Below are 21,243 nucleotides of genomic sequence, written 5' to 3' on the forward strand. Positions count from 1 at the left end.
TGCATGTTCCGGATCATGACATCAGCGATACTCCATTCCGAAGCCACCCGGCAGCAAGCGGAAGCCTGGCGACGCCAGACGTCGCTGCGCCGCTTCTATACCGTGCTTGGCGTAGGCCTGTTGCTTGTCGCCATGTTCGCGACAATGTGGTTTGCCGATGAGGCCAATGCCGGCCACTTCTTCGAGCGGCTGCCGCACATACTCGATTTCCTGAGCTGGCTGGTTCCGAAGGATTGGAACGACGTCTGGCGTGCGCTGTTCGACATCGCCTCGCCCAACGACAAGGGCACGCAGGAATTCAACTATCCCCTCGGCCGGGTCTATATCTGGGGCGGCTTCTATATACCCGAATATTTCGAGCTGATGCTGACCACGGTGAACGTAGCGCTGGTCTCGACCTTCATCGGCTTCGTCTTTGCGGTTCCCTTCTCCTTCATCGCCGCGCGCAACCTGACGCCAAGCCCAATCCTGCGGCTCATCGTCAAGCGCTTCATGGAATTGCTGCGCGCCTTCCCGGAGATCGTCATTGCCGGCCTGTTCGCCGCCATCGTCTCGATCGGCCCCGTCGCCGCCATCATCGCCATCGGCCTGCATTCGATCGGCGCGCTGGGCAAGCTGTTCTACGAGATCAACGAGAACATCGACATGCGCCCGGAAGAGGGTTTGCGTGCTGTCGGCGCCAACTGGTTCGAGCGCGTGCGCTTCGCTGACCTGCCGCAGGTGCTTCCCAATTTCATGTCCTACACGCTGCTCCGCATCGAGATCAACGTGCGCATCTCGACCATCATGGGCGCAGTCGGCGGCGGCGGCATCGGCGAGGAGCTGAAGCTTGCCATCTCGCGCGGCTTTGGCGCCAAGACGCTGGCGCTGGTGCTGCTGCTCTTCACGACCATCTTCCTCGTCGACCAGTTCTCCGCCTGGCTACGCCGCAAACTCGTCGGCGAGCAGGCTTTCCTGATGAGCGCATGACCATGATCCCGAACCGAAGGATCGCGCTGGCGAAAAGTGGACGCCGGTTTTCGGACAAGCTCATGGTCAGGACCAAAAAGTAAGCTATGGCTATGACCGCCGACGAACTAAGCGCCATCGAAGACCGCCACCCGCAGATTTTCCGGCGGCCGGCCTACAAACGCTTCTGGCCGCTGCTGCTGATCGCCGGCACGGCGCTCTATCTTGCCTATGCCTTGTGGTTCTTCAGCCTGCCGCAGGTGATGCGCGAGTCGCACTGGGAACGCCTGCCTTTGTTCCTGTCGCAATGGATCAGCTACGACCTGCAGCCGGAGTTCCGGCTCGACCAGCCTGAGATCACGCCGAAATATCCGCGCTTCTCGGCGCTCGGCGAGAATCCCGATCCCGATTGGGTGATCAAGAACCCCGACGGCACCTTCACGGTCCGGATCGACGGCGACGCGAAATCCGTCACCTTCGACAAGACCAGGGCAACGATCACGGCCAATGGGGTGACCGTGCCGATATCCCTCACCGGCGGCAAGCCGATCGTGACCGGCTCGGTGCCCGACTGGGTCACCGTCCATGACGACGAGATCGTCGCCAGGATGGGCTTCGTCGGCGAGGTGCGCGTTACCGTCGACCGCGTCAAGGTGCGCAAGCGCTTCCTCGGCTGGGCGAATTTCGTCTTCGACACGCGCTCGCCCTTCTTCGGCAAACCGGCCGGCGAGGTGATCGGGCTGATCATCTCCGGGCCTGAGCTTCAGCCCGGCACGTCGAACCTCGCCTTGGCCGCCGACAACATCTGGAACAACGCGCAGTGGCAGCACGGCGATGTCTGGACGAAGCTCCTGCAGACCATCGTCATGGCGTTTCTGGGCACGCTGCTCGGCGGCATCGTCGCCTTCCCGCTCGCCTTCTTCGCCGCCCGCAACATCACGCCGAGCGGGCTGCTCAGCCATGTGCTGAAACGCTTCTTCGATTTCATGCGCTCGGTCGACATGCTGATCTGGGCGCTGTTCTTCACCCGCGCCTTTGGCCCCGGCCCGCTGGCCGGCAGCGCCGCGATCTTCTTCACCGAGATCGGCACGCTCGGCAAAACCTATTCCGAGGCGTTGGAGAACATCGACGACAAGCCGCGCGAGGGCGTGCTCTCGACCGGCGCCAACGGCATTCTGGTCCAGCGCTATGGCGTGCTGCCGGAAGTGGTGCCGGTCTTCATCAGCCAGACGCTCTACCAGTGGGAATCCAACACCCGCGGCGCGACCATCATCGGCGCCGTCGGCGCCGGCGGCATCGGCCTGAAATTATGGGAAGCGATGCGCACCAATTCGAACTGGGCCAACGTCTTCTACATGGTGCTTTTGACGCTGCTCGTCGTCTTCATCTTCGACAACATCTCGAACTTCCTGCGCCGAAGGCTGAGCCGCACGCTGCATGATTACAACCGGCTGCAGGCCGAGCAGGGTTGACAAGCTCAGCGCACGAGGTGTGCCGAGATTCAGGTCAGGGCGAGTCGGAGTCGAAGACGGGCGCGAAGCGACCAAACTGGGTGTTGTCCGAGAACCAGAGCGGAACGTGCTTGAAGTGCATAAGCACCAGAAGCGCAGGAGGCCGCCATTTGCGGGCCGACCTCACCTGAATATCGGCGCACCCTAAGCCGCCTTCCTCCACCCATTCCTGATATGCCTGTACCCCCCGCGATAAACCGCCTCCGGGCTCTCGGCGAAGTCGCGCCACACCTTCGTCGCAGCCGCCAGATCCTTCAGCGAGCGGCCGAACGACTCGATGGTCAGCCAGTCGTCATAGCCGCTCTTGCGGATCGCCGCGAATGTCTCCTTCCAGGGGATGTTGCCGCGCCCGGGCACGCCGCGGTCATTCTCCGAAATGTGGATATGAACGATATTGCGGCGATGCTTCGTGTAGGCCCCGATCGGATCGGCCTCCTCGATATTGGCGTGGAAGGTGTCGTACATCGCCCTGATGTGGGGCCGGTCGATTTCGTCGATATGATCCGACAGATCGGCTATGGTGTTGACCAGATAGCATTCGAAGCGGTTGAGCGCCTCCAACCCGATGGTCACGCCTCTCTTGCCGGCATGGTCGCCGATGGCGCGCTGCGAGGCGACCGAGCGCTTCTTTTCGGCGGAAGTCGGCCCGCTGCCGGAAAAGGCGCCGAGCGTCGAATGCAGCGGGCCGCTCAACCGGTCCGCGCCGAGGGCGGCGCTGCAGTCGATCGCCCATTTCATATAGCCGACGCCGGCCTTGCGCGTCGCGGCATCCGGCGAGATCAGGTTCATCGCCGGATCGCCCATGGCCGAGACCGCCGTGCGCTCCAGGCCGATGCGGTCGAGCATGTCGCCGAGCTTTTTGTAATCGTCGGGCATCCCGACGAAGACCGGTATCTCGACGCCGTCGAAGCCGGTCGCCTTGATGTCCTTCAGCAACGCCTCGTGCTTCTTCGAGACGCTGGTCGTCCACAAGAACATGCACATGCCGATTTTCATCGGCGCCCCCTCCCCAGTTTCGCTCTGCCGAGTTGTCGAGCTTCAGGCCAGGCCGAGGCGAAAACGACGGATTCCGAGAACCGGAGCGGAGCGTACTTGAGTACGTGAGCACCGGAGCGCAGGAAGCCGCCGTTTGCAGGCCGGCCTCATCTGAATGTCGTCACCCCTACAGCTTCGTCCACGCCCCGTTTTTCTTCGATGACTTCACGCACGCCTCGATGAAGGCCATGCCTTCGACACCGTCCGCGATCGTCGGGAACACGACGTCCTTAGCCGGCCTGCCGCCTTTCCGGCGCGCCGCGCGAATGGCGCGCGCGGCCTCCTGGTAGATGTTGGCAAAGCCTTCGAGATAACCCTCGGGATGGCCCGACGGCACGCGGCTGACACGCGCCGCGACCGGCATCGCGCCCGCGCCGGCTCGCGTCAAGAGCTGCTTGGGCTGGCCGAACGGCGTGTACCAAAGGTAGTTCGGGTCGGCCTGCACCCATTCAAGCCCGCCCTTGGAGCCGTAGATGCGCAGCTTCAACCCGTTCTCATGGCCGGGCGCCACCTGGCTCGCCCAGATCATGCCCTTGGCCGGGTGCTTGGTGCCGACCGGCTTGAAGCGCAGCATCACATTGACGTTGTCGTCGAGCTGGCGGCCCGGCACGAAGGCGTCGAGATCGGCCGACAAGGAATCCAGCTCCAGCCCGGACACGAAGCGGGCGAGGTTATAGGCATGTGTGCCGATGTCGCCCAGCGCGCCGCCGGCGCCGGCCTGCTTGGGGTCGGAGCGCCACGAGGCCTGCTTCTGACCGGTGGCGGCGAGGTCTTCGGTGAGCCAATCCTGCGGATATTCCGACTGCACGATGCGGATGTCGCCGAGCATGCCCTTGGCCACCATCTCGCGCGCCTGGCGGATCATTGGGTAGGCGGTGTAGTTGTGCGTGAGCACGAACACCTTGCCGGTCTTCTCGACCAGGGCGGCGAGCTTTTTCGCCTCGGCAAGCGAGGTCGCCAGCGGCTTGTCGCAGATGACGTGGATGCCAGCCTCCAGGAAGGCCTTTGCCGCCGGCACATGCACATTGTTGGGCGTGACGATCGCCACCGCCTCGATGCCGTCCGGGCGCTTGGCTTCGGCCCTCGCCATCTCGGCATAAGAGCCGTAGCTGCGCGCGGGATCGAGCCCGAGTTCCTCGGCCGATGCCTTGGCCCGCGCCGGATCCGACGACAGCGCGCCGGCCACCAGCACGAAGTCGTTGTCCATGCGCGCCGCGATGCGGTGCACCGCGCCGATGAATGCGCCCTGCCCGCCGCCGACCATGCCGTAGCGGATCGGGCCGCCTCCCGCTTCCGACTTCGATGCGCCGACCATTTCTTGTCCTCTCTTTAGCTCCTCACCCTCCCCCTTGTGGAGAGGGTCGGCGCGCACCGCCGGGTGCGGTCATAGAAATCCGCTGCGACGCGGGATTCAACCCCACCCTGATCTGTCGCCGAACCTCCGCAAGGAGAACCTGCGGCTCAAATCCCCATCATCGCCCGCAGCAGCTTCTTGTCTGTCGTACCTGCGGCGAAATCGTCGAAGGCCTTCTCGGTAACCCGGATGATATGGTGCTGGATGAAGGGCGCGCCTTCGGCGGCGCCGTCCTCGGGATGCTTCAGGCAGCATTCCCACTCCAGCACCGCCCATGAATCGTAGTTGTACTGGGTGAGCTTGGAGAAGATGCCGCTGAAATCCACCTGACCGTCGCCAAGCGAACGGAAGCGGCCTGCCCGGTTCACCCAGCCCTGGTAGCCGGAATAAACACCTTGCCGCCCGGTCGGATTGAACTCGGCATCCTTGACATGGAATGCCTTGATCCGCTCGTGGTAGATGTCGATGAATTCGAGATAGTCGAGTTGCTGCAGCAGGAAGTGCGACGGGTCGTAGTTGATGTTGCAGCGTTTGTGGCCGCCGACTGCGTCGAGGAACATCTCGAAGGTCGCGCCGTCGAACACGTCCTCGGAAGGGTGGATCTCGTAGCCGACATCGACGCCATTGTCCTCGTAGACATCGAGGATCGGCTTCCAGCGTTTGCCGAGCTCACCGAAGGCTTCCTCGATCAGTCCGGCTGGCCGTTGCGGGAAGGGATAGAGGTAGGGAAAAGCCAACGAGCCGGTGAAAGATACCGAGGCATCCAGCCCGAGATTGCGCGATGCCTTGGCACCGAACTTCATCTGTTCGACCGCCCATTTCTGCCGTGCCTTGGGATTGTTGTGCACCGATGGCGGCGCGAAGCCGTCCATCTGCGCGTCATAGGCCGGATGCACCGCCACCAACTGCCCCTGCAGATGCGTCGACAACTCGGTGATCTCGACGCCCGCGTCGGCGCAGATGCCTTTCACCTCGTCGCAATAGGCCTTTGACGACGCTGCTTTCTCGAGGTCGAACAGGCGTCCGTCCCAGGTTGGGATCTGCACGCCCTTGTAGCCCAGCCCGGCCGCCCATTTTGTGATCGAGGCCAGCGAATTGAACGGCGCCGCGTCGCCCGCGAACTGCGCCAGAAACAGGCCGGGACCCTTCATCGTCGTCGGCATCGGCATCCTCCCTCGTTGTTTCCGCGACCAAGCATAGCGCCGATTGAAGTGAGGGCCAGCCTGTTTGGTAAGACCCCGCCAGCATCTACGCGTTTTCGCCATTCTGGTATTACCAAATACTCCAATCCGGTCAAGCGGCCGAAAACCGCGCAGATAGGGCGTATCGGCAAAGTCGGCAGCAAAATTCCTTTATAAAATCAGACAATTGCCTGACCACTGTAACCTTCGTATCCCACTTCTTGCCGTGCAAGAAAATTTGCGGTAGAGGTCAGGGCAAGCCCAATTGGTCGAACCAGTTTCGAGAAAATGCTGGCCGCCTTGGGGAGGAATCGTGCGGCCGCTCCAATAGGCGCGGCCCGGGGTGAAACGTGGCAGGCGAATTCTGGGAAGGATAGACCATGCATCTTTCGACGCATAATTGGATGCGCGCGGAGCCGCTGGAGGTGACGCTGAAGCGCATCAAGCAATTCGGCTACGAATCGATCGAGATTTCCGGCGAGCCCGAGCAGTACAAGACCAAGGAGACGCGTGCGCTGCTCAAGGAGCACGGCATCCGCTGCTGGGGTTCGGTGACGCTGATGCTCGGCGAGCGCAACCTCGCCGCCAAGGACCAGGGCCAGCGCGAGCGCTCGGTTCAATATGTCAAGGACGTGCTCACCATGGTGAGCGAGCTCGACGGCGAGATCATCACGCTGGTGCCCGCCACCGTCGGCAAGGTCGTGCCGGACGGCACCGAGGCGGAGGAATGGGGCTGGGTGGTCGACGCTACGCGCGAGTGCTTCACCCATGCCAAGAAGGTCGGCGTCAGGATTGCCGTCGAACCGCTCAACCGCTTCGAGACCTACCTCTTCAACCGCGGCGCCCAGGCGCTGGCGCTTGCCGATGCGGTGAGCCCCGAATGCGGCGTCTGCCTCGACGCCTACCATATCCACATGGAGGAATTTAACGTCTATGACGCGATCCGTCAGGTCGGAAAGCGCCTGTTCGACTTCCATGTAGCCGACAACAATCGCTTCGCCGCCGGCCTTGGCCAGATTGACTGGCCGAAGATCGTCGGCACGCTGAGGGAAGTCGGCTATGACGGCGCGCTGACCAACGAATTCGTCGCGCCCGTCGATCGCACGCCGGCCGCGCCCTATCCGGATATGGTTGAGCGCAATCCGGTCGACATCTCGCCCGAGCAGCTCAAGTTCATCCAGGACCATGGCTCCAGCGTTCTCACGGAAAAATTCTACACCGACCAGATGCGCATCACCGCCGAAACGCTGCTGCCGCTGATCAAGTAAAGCTCCGGTTGAGATCCATCCCTCCGCCCGGCGGGCGGAGGGGCCGAAAGGAAAACATGCGCATCAAAAGCGTCCGGGCCTGGTGGGTTCGTATCCCGATCGAAGTTGCGAAGCAGCATCGCAGCGACTTCGGTCAGGTGGCGACGTTCGACGCCGCCATTCTGCGCATCGAGACCGATGACGGCCTGATCGGCTGGGGCGAAGGCAAGAACGCCGCCGGCAGCGCTGGGAGTTACGGCGCGCTGGTCCATATGCTCAACGACGAGGTCGGCCCGCAGCTCATCGGCCGCGACCCGGCCGACATCGGCATCATCTGGGAAATGCTCTACAACGGCGTGCGGCATGAGACGGCCGCGCACGCCGGCCATGCCATGCCGCAACTGGCGCGGCGCGGCATGAGCGTGGCGGCGATCAGCGCCGTCGACATCGCGCTCTGGGACATTCTAGGCAAGTCGCTGGGGCAGCCGGTGTGGCGATTGCTCGGCGGCCGCAAGGTCGAGCGCATGCAGGCCTATGCCTCGGGCGGCTGGGCCTCCGCCGACGCCATCGGAGAGCAGCTGAAATCCTACATTGCCAAGGGCGGCTTCAAGGCGTTGAAGATGCGCGTCGGGGCCATGGATGGTGCCCCGCATGTTTCGGCCGAGCGCGTACGCGCCGCGAGGCAGGCGATCGGTCCGGACGTCGAGCTGATGGTCGACGCGCACGGCACCTACACCGTCGCCGAGGCCAAGCGCTTCATCAAGCTCACCGCCGATCTCGACCTTGCCTGGTTCGAGGAGCCGATCATTGCCGACGACAAGCCAGGCATGGCCGAGGTGCGCGCGTCCGGCTCGACACCGATCGCAACGGGCGAAAGCGAGGCGACACGTTACGCTTTCCGCGACCTGGCGGTGCTGAAATCGGCCGACATCTTCCAGCCGGATCCGGCGTTTTGCGGCGGCATCAGCGAGGCGATGAAGATCGGCACCATCGCCAGCGCATTCAACCTACGCTTCGCGCCGCACCTTTGGGCCGGCGCGCCCTGCTTCTTTGCCGGACTCCATGTGTGTGCGGCCTCGCCCGCCAGCTTCATCATCGAATATTCGCTCGGCGCCAATCCGATGATCCACGATCTCGTCGAGGAGACTGTCGAAGCGAAGGACGGTATGATAGCGATCCCTGAAAAGCCCGGATTGGGTTTCACCATCTCCGAGCGTTTCCTGGAGGCGCACGCGCAACGTATTTGACGATGAAAGAAAAGAACCTTCTCGCGGAACTTGCCGCTTATCTCTTTTCCAACTCGGACAAGGAGTCCGGCCGCACGCCGTCGGAGCGCGAGCTGGCGGAACATTTCGGCGTCAGCCGCGGCCAGATCCGCGAGGCGCTGGCCATCCTGGAGGCGATGCGCATCGTCGAGCGTCGCGCCAAATCCGGCATCTATATCGACACCAAGCAGGCGAGCGTGGAAGCGCTGGCGCTTTTCGCCCGTGCCGGCCTGCCGCTCGATCCGGTGCAAATCTACGAGACCGTCGAGCTGCGCAAGATTCACGAGATCAAGGCGGCCGAGCTTGCCTGCTCGCGCGCTACGGAGGAAAATTTCGAACGGCTGCGCGAGATCCTGAAGGCTTCCGAAGAGCGCATTGCGGCCGGCGAAGGTCTCGCCAAGGAGGACCGTGAGTTCCACCTCGAGATCGTGCGCGCGACCAAGAACAGCGTCTTCCACAACATCTGCAGCGTCTATTACCTGATGGGCGAGCAGCGCCTGCCGATCTACTTCAACGATCCCGAGCGAAGCGTGCGCTCGCATGCCGAGCACATCCAGATCTACGAGGCGCTGCTGCGCCGGGACGGCAATCTGGCGCAGGCGCTGATGAGCGCCCATTTGCAGGGCGCCGAGAGCTACTGGAAGGGGATTATCGAAGGCCGCGGGGCGGAGCCGAAAAACGCGGCGCTCGAGAACGCCTAGAGCATTTTGCAGCCAAGCATTGTCGCTTGGCGTCGCAGAAATGCGGAGAAGAAAGACCTCATGCGCAAGATCCTGTCGACGCATCCGTTGCATCCTCGCGCCACGGCCATGCTGGCCGGCGCCGGGCGGCTGGTCGTAGCTTCCGCGCTCGATCCCAAGACCCTGACCAGTGAAGCCCGCGATGCGGACATCGTCATCGTGCGCGCGCCGCTGCCGCCGGAACTGTTTGCCGGAGCGTCGAGCCTGCGCGCCGCCATCCGCCACGGCGCAGGGCTGGACATGATCCCGGTCGAGGCAGCGACCTCCGCCGGCGTTCTGGTCGCCAACGTGCCCGCCGTCAATGCCCGCTCGGTCGCCGAGCATGTGATGTTCACGGCGCTTGCTCTGTTGCGGCGCTTCCGCATGATGGATCGCGACCTGCGAGCCAAGGGCTGGCTTGCCGGGCGCGAGCATGCCAATTCGACCAGCGAGCTTGCCGGCAAGACGATCGGCATTGTCGGCCTCGGTGCCGTCGGCCAGGCCGTCGGCCATATCGCGGCGCACGGCTTCGACCTCAATGTCGTGGCAACCACCCGTAGCCTGCGCCCGGCTCCCGAACGTGTCGGCTTCCTGTCGATCGACGCGCTGGTCGAGCAGAGCGACATCATCGTGCTCTGCTGCCCGCTGACGGACGAAACGCGCGGCCTGATCAGCCGCGAGCGCATCGCCCGCATGAAGCCAAACGCGCTGTTGATCAACGTCTCACGGGGCCCAGTGGTCGATGACGAGGCGCTTATTGAGGCACTCCTAAAAGGTAGCATCGGCGGGGCCGCCCTGGATGTCTTTGCCACGCAGCCGCTGCCGCCCGACCATCCCTATTTCGGCTTCGACAATGTCATCGTCACCCCGCATATGGCCGGCATCACCGAGGAATCGATGATGCGCATGGGCGTCGGCGCCGCCGGCGAGGCATTGCTGGTGCTCGCCGGCAAGCTGCCGGCCAACCTGCGCAATCCGGAAGTCATCGAGCACTACCGGCGACGCTTCCCGACCGGCTGAAGGCCGCGCCTCAATTTTCGCCGATTTGGCGGCGACCTTCACCGTCATGGCCAAGCACCTCGCGGAAATTCTGGTTCTGATTGCCGGTATCTGCGTCGACGCAACGGGCGCTCGAGCTGGGCAAGGCAGCTACGTGCCCTGCGACAACGGCTTGCGCTGCGTGATGGCGCCCTGCCCTTCGAACAGCGCGCTCGACCTCGCCACCGGCAAGATCGTCAAAGGCGTGTGGATCGACGTGGACGAACTGCCGCAACAGGACAAGGCGCTCGACCTGGCGGACAAGCTCTATGCCGGGAAGATCGTTGTCACAGGCGCGATCGCAAACCGGCCGCACACCTTCAACGGCAAGCAGTACAGCCTGCCGACGCTGATCGCGACCGGCATCGAGCGGGCATCGACGAGCAGCGAACGCGCTCACTGCTCAAGCCACTGAAGACTATACCCCTCCGGAGAGCCGCGATTCAACTTGCGATCAATGTCTCCACCGCCGCGGCAATGGCGAAAAGTCGACGATCGTTTCCGTGCTTGCCCACCAGCATCAATCCGACCGGCAGCTTCGTGCCGGGCATTGGCAGCGAGATGGCGCAGAGGTCGAACTGGTTGGCGACCTGCGTGTTGCGCAAGAGCCGCCCTTCCGTCCTGTCGCGCAGTCCCTCGTCGCCGGCCATAGCGGCGATGGAGGGCGCGACCATCGGCACGGTAGGCAATGCCACTACGTCGAGAGCCTCCAGCCGTTCCGCCATGGCCACGACGAGTTCGCCGCGGCGGCGGATCGTGCGGATATAGGACGAAGCGGGAGCCACCAGGGCGCGCGACAATGGCCCCGTGACATGCGGATCGACGGGCACCGTGGCGCCGCTCGTCAGCCAGTCGGCATGTACTTCGGCGCCCTCCATGGACGCGATCGTACCGTGCCTTGTTGCAGCCCGCATCTCGGAGATCAGATCGTCGATGGACAGATCGGCTGTGCGGGCGCCGGCCCGCCCGATCCTGTCGATGCAAGCCTCGAAGGCTTCGGCAACCTCGCTCTGCGTCTCGCCGAACAGAAGGCCGCGCGGAATGCCGATGCGCAGGCCGGCGAGCGAGACCGGCTTAAGGGCCGCCGGCTCCTCTCCCGCCATGATCGCATCGGTGAGTGCGCAATCGGCGACGGTGCGGGCAAGCGGGCCGATCGAATCCAGCGTCATCGACAGCGGAAAGGCGCCCGTGAAAGGCACGCGCCGCGCCGTCGGCTTGAAGCCGACCACGCCATTGAGCGAAGCCGGGATGCGGACCGAACCGCCGGTGTCCGAACCGATCGAGATGTCGCTGGTGCCCTCGCCGACCGCCACGCCCGCTCCGGATGACGAGCCGCCCGGGATGAGGCTGGCATCGGCGGCATTGCCCGGCGTGCCGTAATGGGGATTGTCGCCGATCGCGGTGAAGGCGAACTCGGTCATGTTGGTCTTGCCGAGGATGACGGCGCCCGCCTGGCGCAGCCTTTGCACGATCGCGGCGTCCCGCGTCGCCGGCGCGGCGCCGGCGTGGATCAGCGATCCGGCTACCGTCGGCTCGCCGGCGACGTCGAACAGGTCCTTGATCGAAACGATGCGCCCGTCTAGCGGCCCGAGGCTGACGCCCACCTTATGGCGGGCATCGGACGCATCGGCGGCTGCCCGCGCGGCTTCTGCATAGAGCTTGGTGTAGACCGTCTCGTCAACCGCGCGATTGGCAAGACGTGACAGGATGATTTCGACGCGGTCGCGGATGGATTGCATTTTCGATGTCGGGCCTTGCAAAATCGCAACGTCTCTTAGGCGCGGCCTGAGGTTCGGCCGGCGAAGAGATAACCCGGCAAGCGTGCCTTTGCACCCTGCCAGCGATGGGAAAATGCTGATGCTGTACAAAGGCAGCTGCCACTGCGGCAAGGTGGCGTTCGAGGTCGAGGGCGAGCTCGGCGGCGCTTTACGCTGCAACTGCTCGATCTGTGCGCGCAAGGGCGCGCTGCTCTGGGCCATCCCTCACGACAGGCTGAATCTGGTCGCCTGGGGCGACGACCTTGGCAAATACACATTCGGCCGGGGCGCCATCGCGCATCGCTTCTGCCGCACTTGCGGCATCCATCCTTTCGCCGAGGACGCCGGCGAAGGCGGCGAACGCAGTGCCTATATCAACATCAATTGCCTCGCCGATGTCGACATCGCCGGCATTGAAGTGTTCGAGTTCGACGGGCGCTCGGCCTGACGCTTTTGTCTTTACGCAATTCCGGTCGGAAAGCCCCCACGCGCTATTCTTGGAATTGCTCTATCGGTAGCCGGTCGCATCGGCCGGCTTGCCGGCATCCTGGACTTCAGGGACATAGCGCCAGGCATCGGGACGCGATCCGTCGAGATCGGTGAAGCCGTAGACTTGCGCCAATCCGCCGCTGGACAGCGACTGGCCGTTCCAGCGCGAGCGCTGAGGGTCCGAGGCAAGTGCCACCACAGCGCGGCCGACGAAGCGCGGCGTCTCGGATATGACGAAATGGGGCATATTGGCTGTAGCATCGCGCCAGTTCTCCTCCCGCACGCCAAACGCCTCCAGCATCATCTCCGAGCGCAGCCAGCCCGGCGTCAGCGAGACGGACGTCGCGCCGTATTTTTCCAGGTCTTTGGCATGCGCCCAGGCCATGCGGTTCACGGCCACCTTGGCGAGATCGTAGAAGGGCGACAACCGATAGTGCCCGGCATTGTACTCGGCCGTGCCGTCGGTGACTTCAATAAGCAATCCGCCTGGACGCTCGATCATCAACGGAAGCGCGTGATGCGCGGTGATCAGATGCGTATCGATACCGAGCCGCAGCAGCCGAAGGCCGTTCTCCAGATCGTGTTCCCACACGGACTTGTTCCATCCGAAGAGTTTTTCGCCGCCCCAGACGTCATTGACCAGGATATCGAGACGGCCTTGCTCCGCGCGAATACGCGCGACCAGTTTATGCACCTCTTCGGAGACCAGATGGTCGACCCGGACGGCAATGCCCTTGCCACCTTGTGCGGTTACCAGTTCGGCCGTCTCTTCGATGGTTTCGGGGCGCTGATATTCCGATTGCGAGGTCCGCGTCGTGCGGCCGGTGACATAGACAGTGGCACCGGCAGCGCCCAGCTCGACCGCAATTCCGCGGCCGGCGCCGCGCGTCGCGCCGGCAACGAGAGCGACTTTCCCTTGAAGCGTCATTGGACCTCCGAACTCGATACTGCACACGAATGAAGAGCTGGCATTCATCGGCAATTTCATTTATAAATGATCATTCGTTTATAAACGAGAGTCAAGATGACCCGGCCAAAAACCCAGTCCGACGAGCAGGTGCTGGAAGCCGCCTACCGGCTGATGCATGCCGACGGACCGGAAGCATTGACCTTCGAAAGGCTGGCGCGAGCCAGCGGCCTTTCAGGCTCGACGCTGGTGCAGCGCTTCAAGAACAAGACACTGCTGAAGCGGCGCACGCTGCTCTATGCCTGGGATGAGCTCGATCGAAAGACGGAGCAGGCGGCGGCATCGGTCCCCGGAACCCCGGCCGGCGCCGTAGAGCTGCTGGTTGCTCTCTCGAGCGGCTATGGCGACATCGAATCCTATGCCGAAGGTTTGCTCGTCTTGCGCGAGGATTTGCGCGACCCGGCTTTGCGGGCACGTGGCGCCGCCTGGAAGGCCGAACTGAGCAGGGCGCTTGCCGCTTGCTTTGCCAATGTTCCCGGCATCCCCGAGGATATCGGCTTGCTTATGGCCGCCCACTGGCAGGGCGCGCTGCTGTGGTGGAGCTTCGATCCTGAAGACATGGAGCTCACGGCCTATATCGAGCACAGTCTGAGGCGCTTCGTAACCGCCTTCACAATGCCGGCTCGAAACCCGTAGCTGGGCGCGAAGGAGGGTTTGGAGCCGGCGGACGCCAGGGCCAGAGCCGCAGGCTGGCTGGCGGAATGACCTTGACGGAGATCAAGGGCGATTCTTCGATCGGACCTATCCTGCCGTTGAAATTGGTCGAGAGGCACAATGAACAGGCGAACAATGCTCGTTGGCGCAGGTGCCGCGCTTGTCGCGGCCGGCACCGGCGTCACTGCTTGGCGTTCGGCGGTCGGGTCGATGACCCAGTACGATACCTTCGCCGCCGGACTGCGCGACCGCCTGACGCCCGATCTCGAAGCAGTGGTCCGTTATGCAACCCTGGCGGCCAACAGCCATAATACCCAACCTTGGCGGTTTAAGCTTGAAGGGCAGGCGATCGAGATCCGACCCGACTTTCGGCGGCGGACTCCGGTCGTGGATCCTGACGATCACCATCTCTATGTCAGCCTGGGATGCGCCGCGGCCAATCTTGCGCTCGCGGCGGCGGCGACCGGCCGGACCGGCGAGGGTTCGCTGACGGCGGACGGCAACGGTGTCCGTTACGACTACCTCATGGGCGCGCCGAGAGCGGACCCACTGGTCGACGCCATCCCTCGACGCCAATCGACGCGTGCCGAATATGATGGCCGCGCCGCGCCCGCGGCGGATCTCGTCGAACTCGAGCGGATAGCCGCGGTGCCGGGTGTGAGCCTCGCGCTTGTCACTGACCGGGCGCGGGTGAGACAGGTGCGAGAGCTTGTCCTTGCCGGCAACGAAGACCAGATGAACGACCCCGCATTCATGCGGGAACTGAAGCAGTGGATACGCTTCAACCCGCGCAGCGCGATGACAAGCGGCGACGGGCTCTTCTCCGCCGCGAGCGGCAGCCCGGTGCTGCCGACCGGCTTGGGCCGGATCGCTCTCGACCGGCTGTTCAGCGTCGCCGGGGAGAACCGGAAATACGCCCGCCAGATCGACTCATCGGCCGGGGTGGCGATCTTCTTTGGCGACCGGCCGGACCACGATCACTGGATCAGGGTTGGCCAGGCGTGCCAGCGCTTCGCTTTGGCAGCGACGGGCCAGGGGCTAAAGATCGCTTTCATCAATCAGCCCGTCGAGGTGGCCCGCCTGCGCACCGACCTGGCGGCGATAGTCGGCGAGACAGGCAGGCCGGATATTGTGATGCGCTTCGGGTATGGGCCTGCCTTGGCGTTTTCGCCAAGGAGGCCGCTGGCTTCGGTCATCGCATGATGGTGCGGATGGTTGCCATGGTCGGAGGCGTTTCATCCGTCAGCCAGGCTGCCGACGCCTTACCTGGCGGGTAGGGCGCATCGGCTGGAGTCTGAAGATCAGGGGCAATGCGGCGGAAGTGGTCGCGGCCAGGCTACTCAGACTGCCTCGGTCCCATGGCGAAGGTCACCAGTGCCGCCAGCAAGGTCGCCCCGCCGCCATAGGCGAAGGCGGTAGCGACGCCGGCATGATCGACCAGGAGGCCGCCGACGATGGCGCCAAGCGCGATCGCCACCTGGAAGGTCGCGACCATCAGGCCGCCGGCACTCTCGGCCTGGTCGGGCGCGGCGCGCACCAGCCAGGTCTGCAGGCCGACCGGCACGGCGCCGAAGGCAAAGCCCCAGGCGGTGACGGCGGCAGCCGCCGCTATCGGCGAGGCGCCGAGCACAAGCAGCGCAGCCGCCGACAAGGCGATCAGCAGCGGCGCCAGGCCGACGGCCATCTTCAGATTGCGCTCGGCCAGGAAGGCGCCGGCAAAATTGCCGAAGAAGCCGCCGATGCCATAGGCGAGCAGCACCAGCGAGATGGTCTCGATCGGCATGACTGGAACGGTCTCGAGGAACGGCCGCACATAGGTGAAGCCGGCAAACTGTCCGGACGCGACCAGCAGCACGACGAGCAGTGCGACACGGATCATCGGCCGCTTCAACACCGCGATCAGCGTGCGGAAGCTCGCCACCGCCGTCGGCGGCAGGCTGGGCAAGGTGGCAAGTTGGACCAGAAGCGCCAGTCCGCCGACCACCGCCGCGATCATGAAGGCGGTGCGCCAGCCCCAGACATCGCCGACATAGGCGCCGACCGGCGCCGCCGTGACCGTGGCGACCGAGACGCCGGTCAGGATGATGGACATGGCGCGCGGCATCAGCCGCATCGGCACTAGCCGCATCGCCATGGCCGCCGACATCGACCAGAAGCCGCCGAGCGCGACGCCCAGCACGACACGGGCGAGAAGCAGCATGGTGAGCGAAGAGGCGAAGGCGGCGACGAGGTTGGAGACGATCAAAAGGACGGAGAGGATCCACATCACCAGCCGGCGGTCGAGCCGCCTGGTGATGATCGCCATTGTCGGCGCCGAGATCGCCCCGACGACAGCCGTTGCCGTCACCGCCTGACCGGCGGCGCCTTCGCTGACGCCAAGGTCCTGCGCCAACCGCGTCAAAAGGCTGGCGGGTAGGAATTCGGCGGTGACCAGGCCGAAAACGCCGAGCGCCAGCGAGACGACGGCCCCCCAGGCAGGCTCGGTTCGTTCTTCTGGTTCGTCCCTGTCGAGAACAGCGGCATCGATGGCACCCGTGGCGGGCTCGGTCATGGGAGGATCTCCGGTGAGTTGCAGCGCAACATTTGGCTGCGGTGCAACATAGGGAGTGACGTTCTGGAGTTTCCATGCTAGAAACGCCGTAATGAATTACAATTCGTCCAAATCCGTCTTGCAAACTTCGGGCGACCCGCTCACCGACATGTTGCGCGGTTTGCGGCTTGACGGTGTCGATTACGGCCGCTGCGTGCTGGGCGAGCCCTGGGCCGTTTCCTTCCCGGCGCAGAAGGCGGCGCGCTTCCATTTCATCGGACAGCAGGGATGCTGGCTGTTTACGCCGGCAAAGGAATGGACCCAGCTCTCCGTCGGAGACGCGCTGCTGATCCCGCGCGGCGACGCGCACGTTTTGGCAAGCGCGCCCGGCGTGGCTCCGGTGCCTATCGGCCGCTACACGATCGAGCCGGTTTGCGAGAACATCTATGACGTCTCGAACGGCTGCGACGGCTGCAAGACCCTGCTGTTTTGCGGCTCGATGCATTTCAACCTCGACGGCTCGCATCCGCTGCTGGAGATGATGCCGGACCTGATGCAGGCGCATAAGCTGATGGCGAACGCGCCCGGCATCCAGCATCTGCTCGACGCGATGGCCGGCGAGGTGACGATGGACCGCGTCGGTTCCGGCGGCATCCTTGCCCGCCTGGCCGACGTGCTCGCAGCCACCATCATCCGCTCCTGGGTGGAGAATGGCTGCGGCGATGCCACCGGATGGATCGCAGCAATGCGCAACCCGGATGTCGGCAAGGTGCTAGCCGCCGTCCACCTGCAGCCGGAGCGCGACTGGACGGTCGAGGCGCTGGCCAGGATGATGGGCGCTTCGCGCTCCGCCTTTGCCCTGCGCTTTGCCACGGTGGTCGGCGAGACGCCGGCCAAATATGTGCTGCGTGTACGCATGCACCAGGCGCGGCAATGGCTCACCCGCGACGGCATGAGGGTTTCCGTGGCGGCGTCGAGGTTGGGCTATGATTCGGAAGCGTCCTTCAGCCGCGCCTTCAAGCGGGTGATGGGCGTGGCGCCGAGCCATTTCCGTAACATGGCGGACAGCGGGCATGATCCGAGCGTTTGAGCCAGGCCCCACCCGGTGCTGGAGGAACTGCCAAGCCTTTTGGACGCTGCGTCATTCCCCGCGGGGCAGCCGGCGAGCCGTCATACCGCATGCCGCAAGCTGACGCCGCTGCCCTTGTCGAACAGCACCACCTTGTCGGGATTCCAGGCGAAGCGCACCGCCTGTTCGATCGCGACATCGGTCCTTGCCGGGACGGTGGCGCGCAGCATGGTATCGCCGACCCTGAGCGTGAGGATCTTTTCCACGCCATGGTTCTCGACATCGTGGACGAGCGCCTCGACCGGCGCACCGCTCTCCAGATGGACATCCTCCGGACGAATGCCGAAGACGAGTGGCCGACCATCGGTCGCGCCACTCGTCCTGCCCCCGCCTGAAAGAGGCAGCTCGAAATTAATCGGCGCCATCACCGCGCGGTCGTCCACCAGCCTGCCATCGATGAGGTTCATCGGCGGCGAGCCGACGAAACTCGCCACATAGGTGTCGCGCGGATTGTTGTAGATCTCATGCGGCGTGCCGGTCTGGACGATGCGACCATGGTTCAGCACGCCGACCTTGTCACCCATCGACATGGCCTCGATCTGGTCATGCGTGACGAACAGGAATGTGGCGCCGAGCTGCATCTGCAGGTTCTTCAATTCGGTGCGCAGCGCCTCGCGCAGCTTGGCGTCGAGCGCCGACAACGGCTCGTCCATCAGGAACACGCGCGGCTTGCGCACGATGGCACGGCCGATCGATACGCGCTGCATCTCGCCGCCGGAAAGCCTGTCGGTCTTGCGATCGAGCAGATGTTCGATACGAAGAGTGCGGGCCGCGCGCGCGACGCGGTCCTTGATCTCGGCATCGGGAAGCCGGCGGATTTTCGGCTTCAGCGGAAATTCGAGGTTCTGCCGCACCGTGTAGCGCGGATAGAGCGAATATTGCTGCAGCACCAGCGCCACGTCGCGTTCGGCCGCGCCCCAGTCGGCGACGTCGACGCCGTCGATCAGGACCTGGCCCGCTGTCGGCTTTTCAAGGCCCGCGACCATCCTCAGCGTCGTCGTCTTGCCGGCACCGGTCTCGCCAAGCAGCACGAAGAACTCGCCGTCGGCGATGTCGAGATCGAGATTGGACAACGCGGTGTGGTTGCCGAATGTCTTGGAGATGTTCTTCAGCTGGATATGGGCCATTACAGTCTCACTCCGAGCGACTTGCCGCTCGCCGCGTCGAAGAAATGTGTCTGCGAAGGATCGATCCGCGCATGGACCTTCTCGCCCGGGCCGCTGACGAAGCCGCTTCTGGTGCGGGCGCGCAGCATGCTGGAACCGACCCTGAGGTCGACGATATCGAAGGAGCCCAACGGCTCGACGATCTGCGTTTCGACCGGCAGGAAGCCATCCGCCGCCTCGCGACGCACCAGCACGCCTTCCGGCCGGATGCCGAGCACAAGCTGGCCGCCGGCGTGGCCGTTGAGCTTGGAAAGCAACGCGCGCGGAAACTCGAAGCCGGTGGGCGCGCCGCCAACCGAGACCGATGCCGCGGACGCAGCCTCAGTCACGGTTGCATCGGCGACATTCATCACCGGGCTGCCGACGAATTGCGCCACGAACAGATTGGCCGGATGCGAATAGACTTCGTCCGGCGTGCCGACCTGCTGCAGGACGCCCTCATGCATGATGACGATGCGATCGGCGAGGCTCATCGCCTCGATCTGGTCGTGGGTGACATAGATGCTGGTCGACCCCTGCTTGATGTGCAGCCGCTTGATCTCGGCGCGCATTTCCTCGCGCAGCTTGGCGTCGAGCGCCCCGATAGGCTCGTCCATCAGCATCGCCTTCGGGCGCCGCACCAGCGCCCGGCCGATGGCCACGCGCTGCATGTCGCCGCCAGACAACGCCGAGGGCTTCTTGTTGAGGAGGTCGGTGATCTGCAGCGTCTTGGCCACCGAGCGCACCTCGGTGTCGATCTGGCTCCTGCTCTTGCGCGTCGCGCGCAGAGGGAAAGCGATGTTCTCGTAGACGTTCATATGCGGATAGAGCGAGAAGGACTGGAACACCATGGCGATGTCGCGGTCCGCTGCCTTGAGGTGCTGCACCGGCTTGCCGTCGATCAGGATGTCGCCCTGGTCGATGGTCTCCAATCCGGCGATGGCGCGCAGCGTCGTCGTCTTGCCGCAGCCCGACTGTCCGAGCAGCACGATGAACTCGTTGTCGTCGATCACAAGGTTCAGGTCCTTGATGACCTGGACGGCGCCGAAGAACTTCTGGACGCCGCGAAGCTCGATCTGCGTCAATGCCGTACCCCCGCATTATGCGCCTGCTGATCGGCCCCGTGTCCGGTGCCGGCCTGCTCCTCGCGTGGAATCTTGGAGGTGACGTTGAAGCCGATCAGGCCGATCAGGATGATCGTCACGCCATAGGTGTGGAGCAGCATGTTCCAGGGCTGGCAGAGCGCGACGATGCCGAGCACCATCAGGATCTGCGATCCCGGCTCCAGATATTTCTCGTTGATGGCGCGAAAGCTCATTTGCGGATCGCTCCGAAGGACATGCCGCGCAGCAGATGATTGCGGAGAAGGAAGGTGAAGATCGCGACCGGCAGCAGGAACAGGAAGGTTCCGGCGGCGATCACCGTCCAGTCCGGCAGACCGGAGCCGACCTGGCTCGGGATGAAAGGCGGCGCCGTCTGGGCGCGGCGGTTGGTCATGATCAGCGCGAAGGCGTATTCGTTCCAGGCGGTGATGAAGCAGAACACGGCCGTGGCGGCGATGCCGGTCGCGGCCTCCGGCAGCACGATCTTGAAGAAGGCCTCCATGCGCGTGTAGCCGTCGACGAGCGCCGCCTCCTCATATTCCTTCGGAATCTCGTCGATGAAGCCTTTCATCAGCCAGACCGAGAAGGACAGGTTGAAGGCGGTGTAGAGGATGATCAGGCCGAGATGGGAATCGTTCAGCCCAACGGCCCGGTACATCAGGAACATCGGAATCGCGACCACCACCGGCGGCAGCATGCGCGTCGACAGGATGAAGAAGAGCAGGTCCGCCTCCCCCTTCACCTTGAAGCGCGAGAAACCGTAGGCGGTGAACGTGCCCATGCCGACGGCAAGCACGGTCGAGGTGATCGCCACGATCAGCGAGTTCATGAATCGGCTCGGATAGCCCGACCACTGCACCTCACCCTTGCCGTCGCGCACGATCTTCTCGCCGCCGTCGAAGACGACGCGCTCCCACCATGGGGCGGCGGCATATTCTTCCGGCGTCGGCGGGTTGCGCATCTGGGACCGCTTGGTGAACAGCTTAACGAAGGGCGATATCTCCGGTTGGAAGACCACCGTCGGCGGGATGGTGGTGGCGAGGTTGCGCGGCTTGAAGGCCGTCGAGGCGATCCAGTAGATCGGCGCCAGGAAGATGATCGTCACCACCAGCACGCCGATAATGGCGATGCGATTGAAGGCGATCTCTGAAGAAGTGCGGACGGCGGCCAT

General features: G+C 64.1%; 21 protein-coding genes. 11 read left to right on the plus strand and 10 right to left on the minus strand.

What is annotated here, in order from left to right:
* The first annotated feature begins 15 nt into the window (after positions 1 to 15).
* Positions 16 to 969, plus strand: coding sequence for a phosphonate ABC transporter, permease protein PhnE (gene phnE / locus ACR64R_RS17850; RefSeq protein WP_487357649.1), 954 nt, complete (start codon positions 16 to 18; stop codon positions 967 to 969).
* Between the two features lie 86 nt (positions 970 to 1,055).
* Entirely contained in the window at positions 1,056 to 2,420 is a 1,365-nt protein-coding gene (gene phnE / locus ACR64R_RS17855) for a phosphonate ABC transporter, permease protein PhnE (RefSeq protein WP_487357650.1), read from the plus strand.
* Positions 2,421 to 2,603: 183 nt separating this feature from the next.
* Here phnE (ACR64R_RS17855) and ACR64R_RS17860 read toward each other — a convergent pair whose 3' ends face one another.
* The 3 genes from ACR64R_RS17860 to ACR64R_RS17870 all read right to left on the minus strand — a co-directional run bounded on the left by ACR64R_RS17860 (position 2,604) and on the right by ACR64R_RS17870 (position 6,011).
* The gene (locus ACR64R_RS17860; protein ID WP_487357651.1) at positions 2,604 to 3,455 is read right to left on the minus strand and encodes a sugar phosphate isomerase/epimerase family protein; all 852 of its coding nucleotides are present in this window, start codon (positions 3,453 to 3,455) and stop codon (positions 2,604 to 2,606) included.
* Between the two features lie 166 nt (positions 3,456 to 3,621).
* Complete coding sequence (locus ACR64R_RS17865; protein ID WP_487357652.1) at positions 3,622 to 4,809, minus strand: Gfo/Idh/MocA family protein; 1,188 nt, start codon at positions 4,807 to 4,809, stop codon at positions 3,622 to 3,624.
* Positions 4,810 to 4,955: 146 nt separating this feature from the next.
* Positions 4,956 to 6,011 carry a sugar phosphate isomerase/epimerase family protein gene (locus tag ACR64R_RS17870; RefSeq protein ID WP_487357653.1) on the minus strand — a complete coding sequence of 352 codons (1,056 nt, stop codon included), beginning with the start codon at positions 6,009 to 6,011 and terminating at the stop codon, positions 4,956 to 4,958.
* 398 nt (positions 6,012 to 6,409) lie between these two features.
* Here ACR64R_RS17870 and ACR64R_RS17875 point away from each other — a divergent pair, with 398 nt between their 5' ends.
* From ACR64R_RS17875 to ACR64R_RS17895, 5 genes are read left to right on the plus strand one after another with little or no spacing between them, the layout of a single operon-like run.
* The gene (locus tag ACR64R_RS17875) at positions 6,410 to 7,297 is read left to right on the plus strand and encodes a sugar phosphate isomerase/epimerase family protein (RefSeq protein WP_487357654.1); all 888 of its coding nucleotides are present in this window, start codon (positions 6,410 to 6,412) and stop codon (positions 7,295 to 7,297) included.
* A gap of 56 nt (positions 7,298 to 7,353) precedes the next feature.
* The gene (locus ACR64R_RS17880; RefSeq protein ID WP_487357655.1) at positions 7,354 to 8,523 is read left to right on the plus strand and encodes a mandelate racemase/muconate lactonizing enzyme family protein; all 1,170 of its coding nucleotides are present in this window, start codon (positions 7,354 to 7,356) and stop codon (positions 8,521 to 8,523) included.
* Between the two features lie 2 nt (positions 8,524 to 8,525).
* The gene (locus tag ACR64R_RS17885; protein ID WP_487357656.1) at positions 8,526 to 9,242 is read left to right on the plus strand and encodes a FadR/GntR family transcriptional regulator; all 717 of its coding nucleotides are present in this window, start codon (positions 8,526 to 8,528) and stop codon (positions 9,240 to 9,242) included.
* 60 nt (positions 9,243 to 9,302) lie between these two features.
* Positions 9,303 to 10,280 (plus strand): hydroxyacid dehydrogenase, encoded by a 978-nt coding sequence (locus tag ACR64R_RS17890; protein WP_487357657.1) that lies wholly within the window; start codon positions 9,303 to 9,305, stop codon positions 10,278 to 10,280.
* Between the two features lie 25 nt (positions 10,281 to 10,305).
* On the plus strand, positions 10,306 to 10,713 hold the full coding sequence (locus ACR64R_RS17895; RefSeq protein ID WP_487357658.1) for a hypothetical protein: 408 nt from the start codon (positions 10,306 to 10,308) through the stop codon (positions 10,711 to 10,713).
* Positions 10,714 to 10,741: 28 nt separating this feature from the next.
* Here ACR64R_RS17895 and ACR64R_RS17900 read toward each other — a convergent pair whose 3' ends face one another.
* Positions 10,742 to 12,037 (minus strand): amidase, encoded by a 1,296-nt coding sequence (locus ACR64R_RS17900; RefSeq protein ID WP_487357659.1) that lies wholly within the window; start codon positions 12,035 to 12,037, stop codon positions 10,742 to 10,744.
* Between the two features lie 118 nt (positions 12,038 to 12,155).
* Here ACR64R_RS17900 and ACR64R_RS17905 point away from each other — a divergent pair, with 118 nt between their 5' ends.
* Positions 12,156 to 12,503 carry a GFA family protein gene (locus tag ACR64R_RS17905; protein ID WP_487357660.1) on the plus strand — a complete coding sequence of 116 codons (348 nt, stop codon included), beginning with the start codon at positions 12,156 to 12,158 and terminating at the stop codon, positions 12,501 to 12,503.
* Positions 12,504 to 12,563: 60 nt separating this feature from the next.
* Here the strand turns inward: ACR64R_RS17905 and ACR64R_RS17910 are convergent, their stop codons facing one another.
* Positions 12,564 to 13,472: an SDR family oxidoreductase gene (locus ACR64R_RS17910; protein ID WP_487357661.1), complete on the minus strand. Its 909-nt coding sequence runs from the start codon at positions 13,470 to 13,472 to the stop codon at positions 12,564 to 12,566.
* A 96-nt stretch (positions 13,473 to 13,568) separates the two neighbouring features.
* On the opposite strand from ACR64R_RS17910, the gene ACR64R_RS17915 reads away from it, so the two are divergent.
* Positions 13,569 to 14,147 carry a TetR/AcrR family transcriptional regulator gene (locus ACR64R_RS17915; RefSeq protein WP_487357662.1) on the plus strand — a complete coding sequence of 193 codons (579 nt, stop codon included), beginning with the start codon at positions 13,569 to 13,571 and terminating at the stop codon, positions 14,145 to 14,147.
* Positions 14,148 to 14,375: 228 nt separating this feature from the next.
* On the plus strand, positions 14,376 to 15,368 hold the full coding sequence (locus ACR64R_RS17920) for an Acg family FMN-binding oxidoreductase (protein ID WP_487357663.1): 993 nt from the start codon (positions 14,376 to 14,378) through the stop codon (positions 15,366 to 15,368).
* A 133-nt stretch (positions 15,369 to 15,501) separates the two neighbouring features.
* Here the strand turns inward: ACR64R_RS17920 and ACR64R_RS17925 are convergent, their stop codons facing one another.
* A complete protein-coding gene (locus ACR64R_RS17925) occupies positions 15,502 to 16,716 on the minus strand; it encodes an MFS transporter (RefSeq protein WP_487357664.1) in 1,215 nt (404 codons plus the stop codon).
* A gap of 91 nt (positions 16,717 to 16,807) precedes the next feature.
* Here ACR64R_RS17925 and ACR64R_RS17930 point away from each other — a divergent pair, with 91 nt between their 5' ends.
* Positions 16,808 to 17,785 carry an AraC family transcriptional regulator gene (locus ACR64R_RS17930; RefSeq protein ID WP_487357665.1) on the plus strand — a complete coding sequence of 326 codons (978 nt, stop codon included), beginning with the start codon at positions 16,808 to 16,810 and terminating at the stop codon, positions 17,783 to 17,785.
* An 80-nt stretch (positions 17,786 to 17,865) separates the two neighbouring features.
* Here the strand turns inward: ACR64R_RS17930 and ACR64R_RS17935 are convergent, their stop codons facing one another.
* From ACR64R_RS17935 to ACR64R_RS17950, 4 genes are read right to left on the minus strand one after another with little or no spacing between them, the layout of a single operon-like run.
* Complete coding sequence (locus ACR64R_RS17935; protein WP_487357666.1) at positions 17,866 to 18,951, minus strand: ABC transporter ATP-binding protein; 1,086 nt, start codon at positions 18,949 to 18,951, stop codon at positions 17,866 to 17,868.
* Positions 18,951 to 20,054 carry an ABC transporter ATP-binding protein gene (locus ACR64R_RS17940; protein ID WP_487357667.1) on the minus strand — a complete coding sequence of 368 codons (1,104 nt, stop codon included), beginning with the start codon at positions 20,052 to 20,054 and terminating at the stop codon, positions 18,951 to 18,953. The genes ACR64R_RS17935 and ACR64R_RS17940 overlap by 1 nt, the downstream gene beginning before the upstream one ends.
* Complete coding sequence (locus tag ACR64R_RS17945; protein ID WP_487357668.1) at positions 20,051 to 20,287, minus strand: hypothetical protein; 237 nt, start codon at positions 20,285 to 20,287, stop codon at positions 20,051 to 20,053. Before ACR64R_RS17945 ends, ACR64R_RS17940 begins: the two co-directional genes overlap by 4 nt.
* Positions 20,284 to 21,243: a carbohydrate ABC transporter permease gene (locus ACR64R_RS17950; RefSeq protein WP_487357669.1), complete on the minus strand. Its 960-nt coding sequence runs from the start codon at positions 21,241 to 21,243 to the stop codon at positions 20,284 to 20,286. Before ACR64R_RS17950 ends, ACR64R_RS17945 begins: the two co-directional genes overlap by 4 nt.

The organism is Mesorhizobium sp. MC2-1-1 (genome assembly GCF_057597255.1).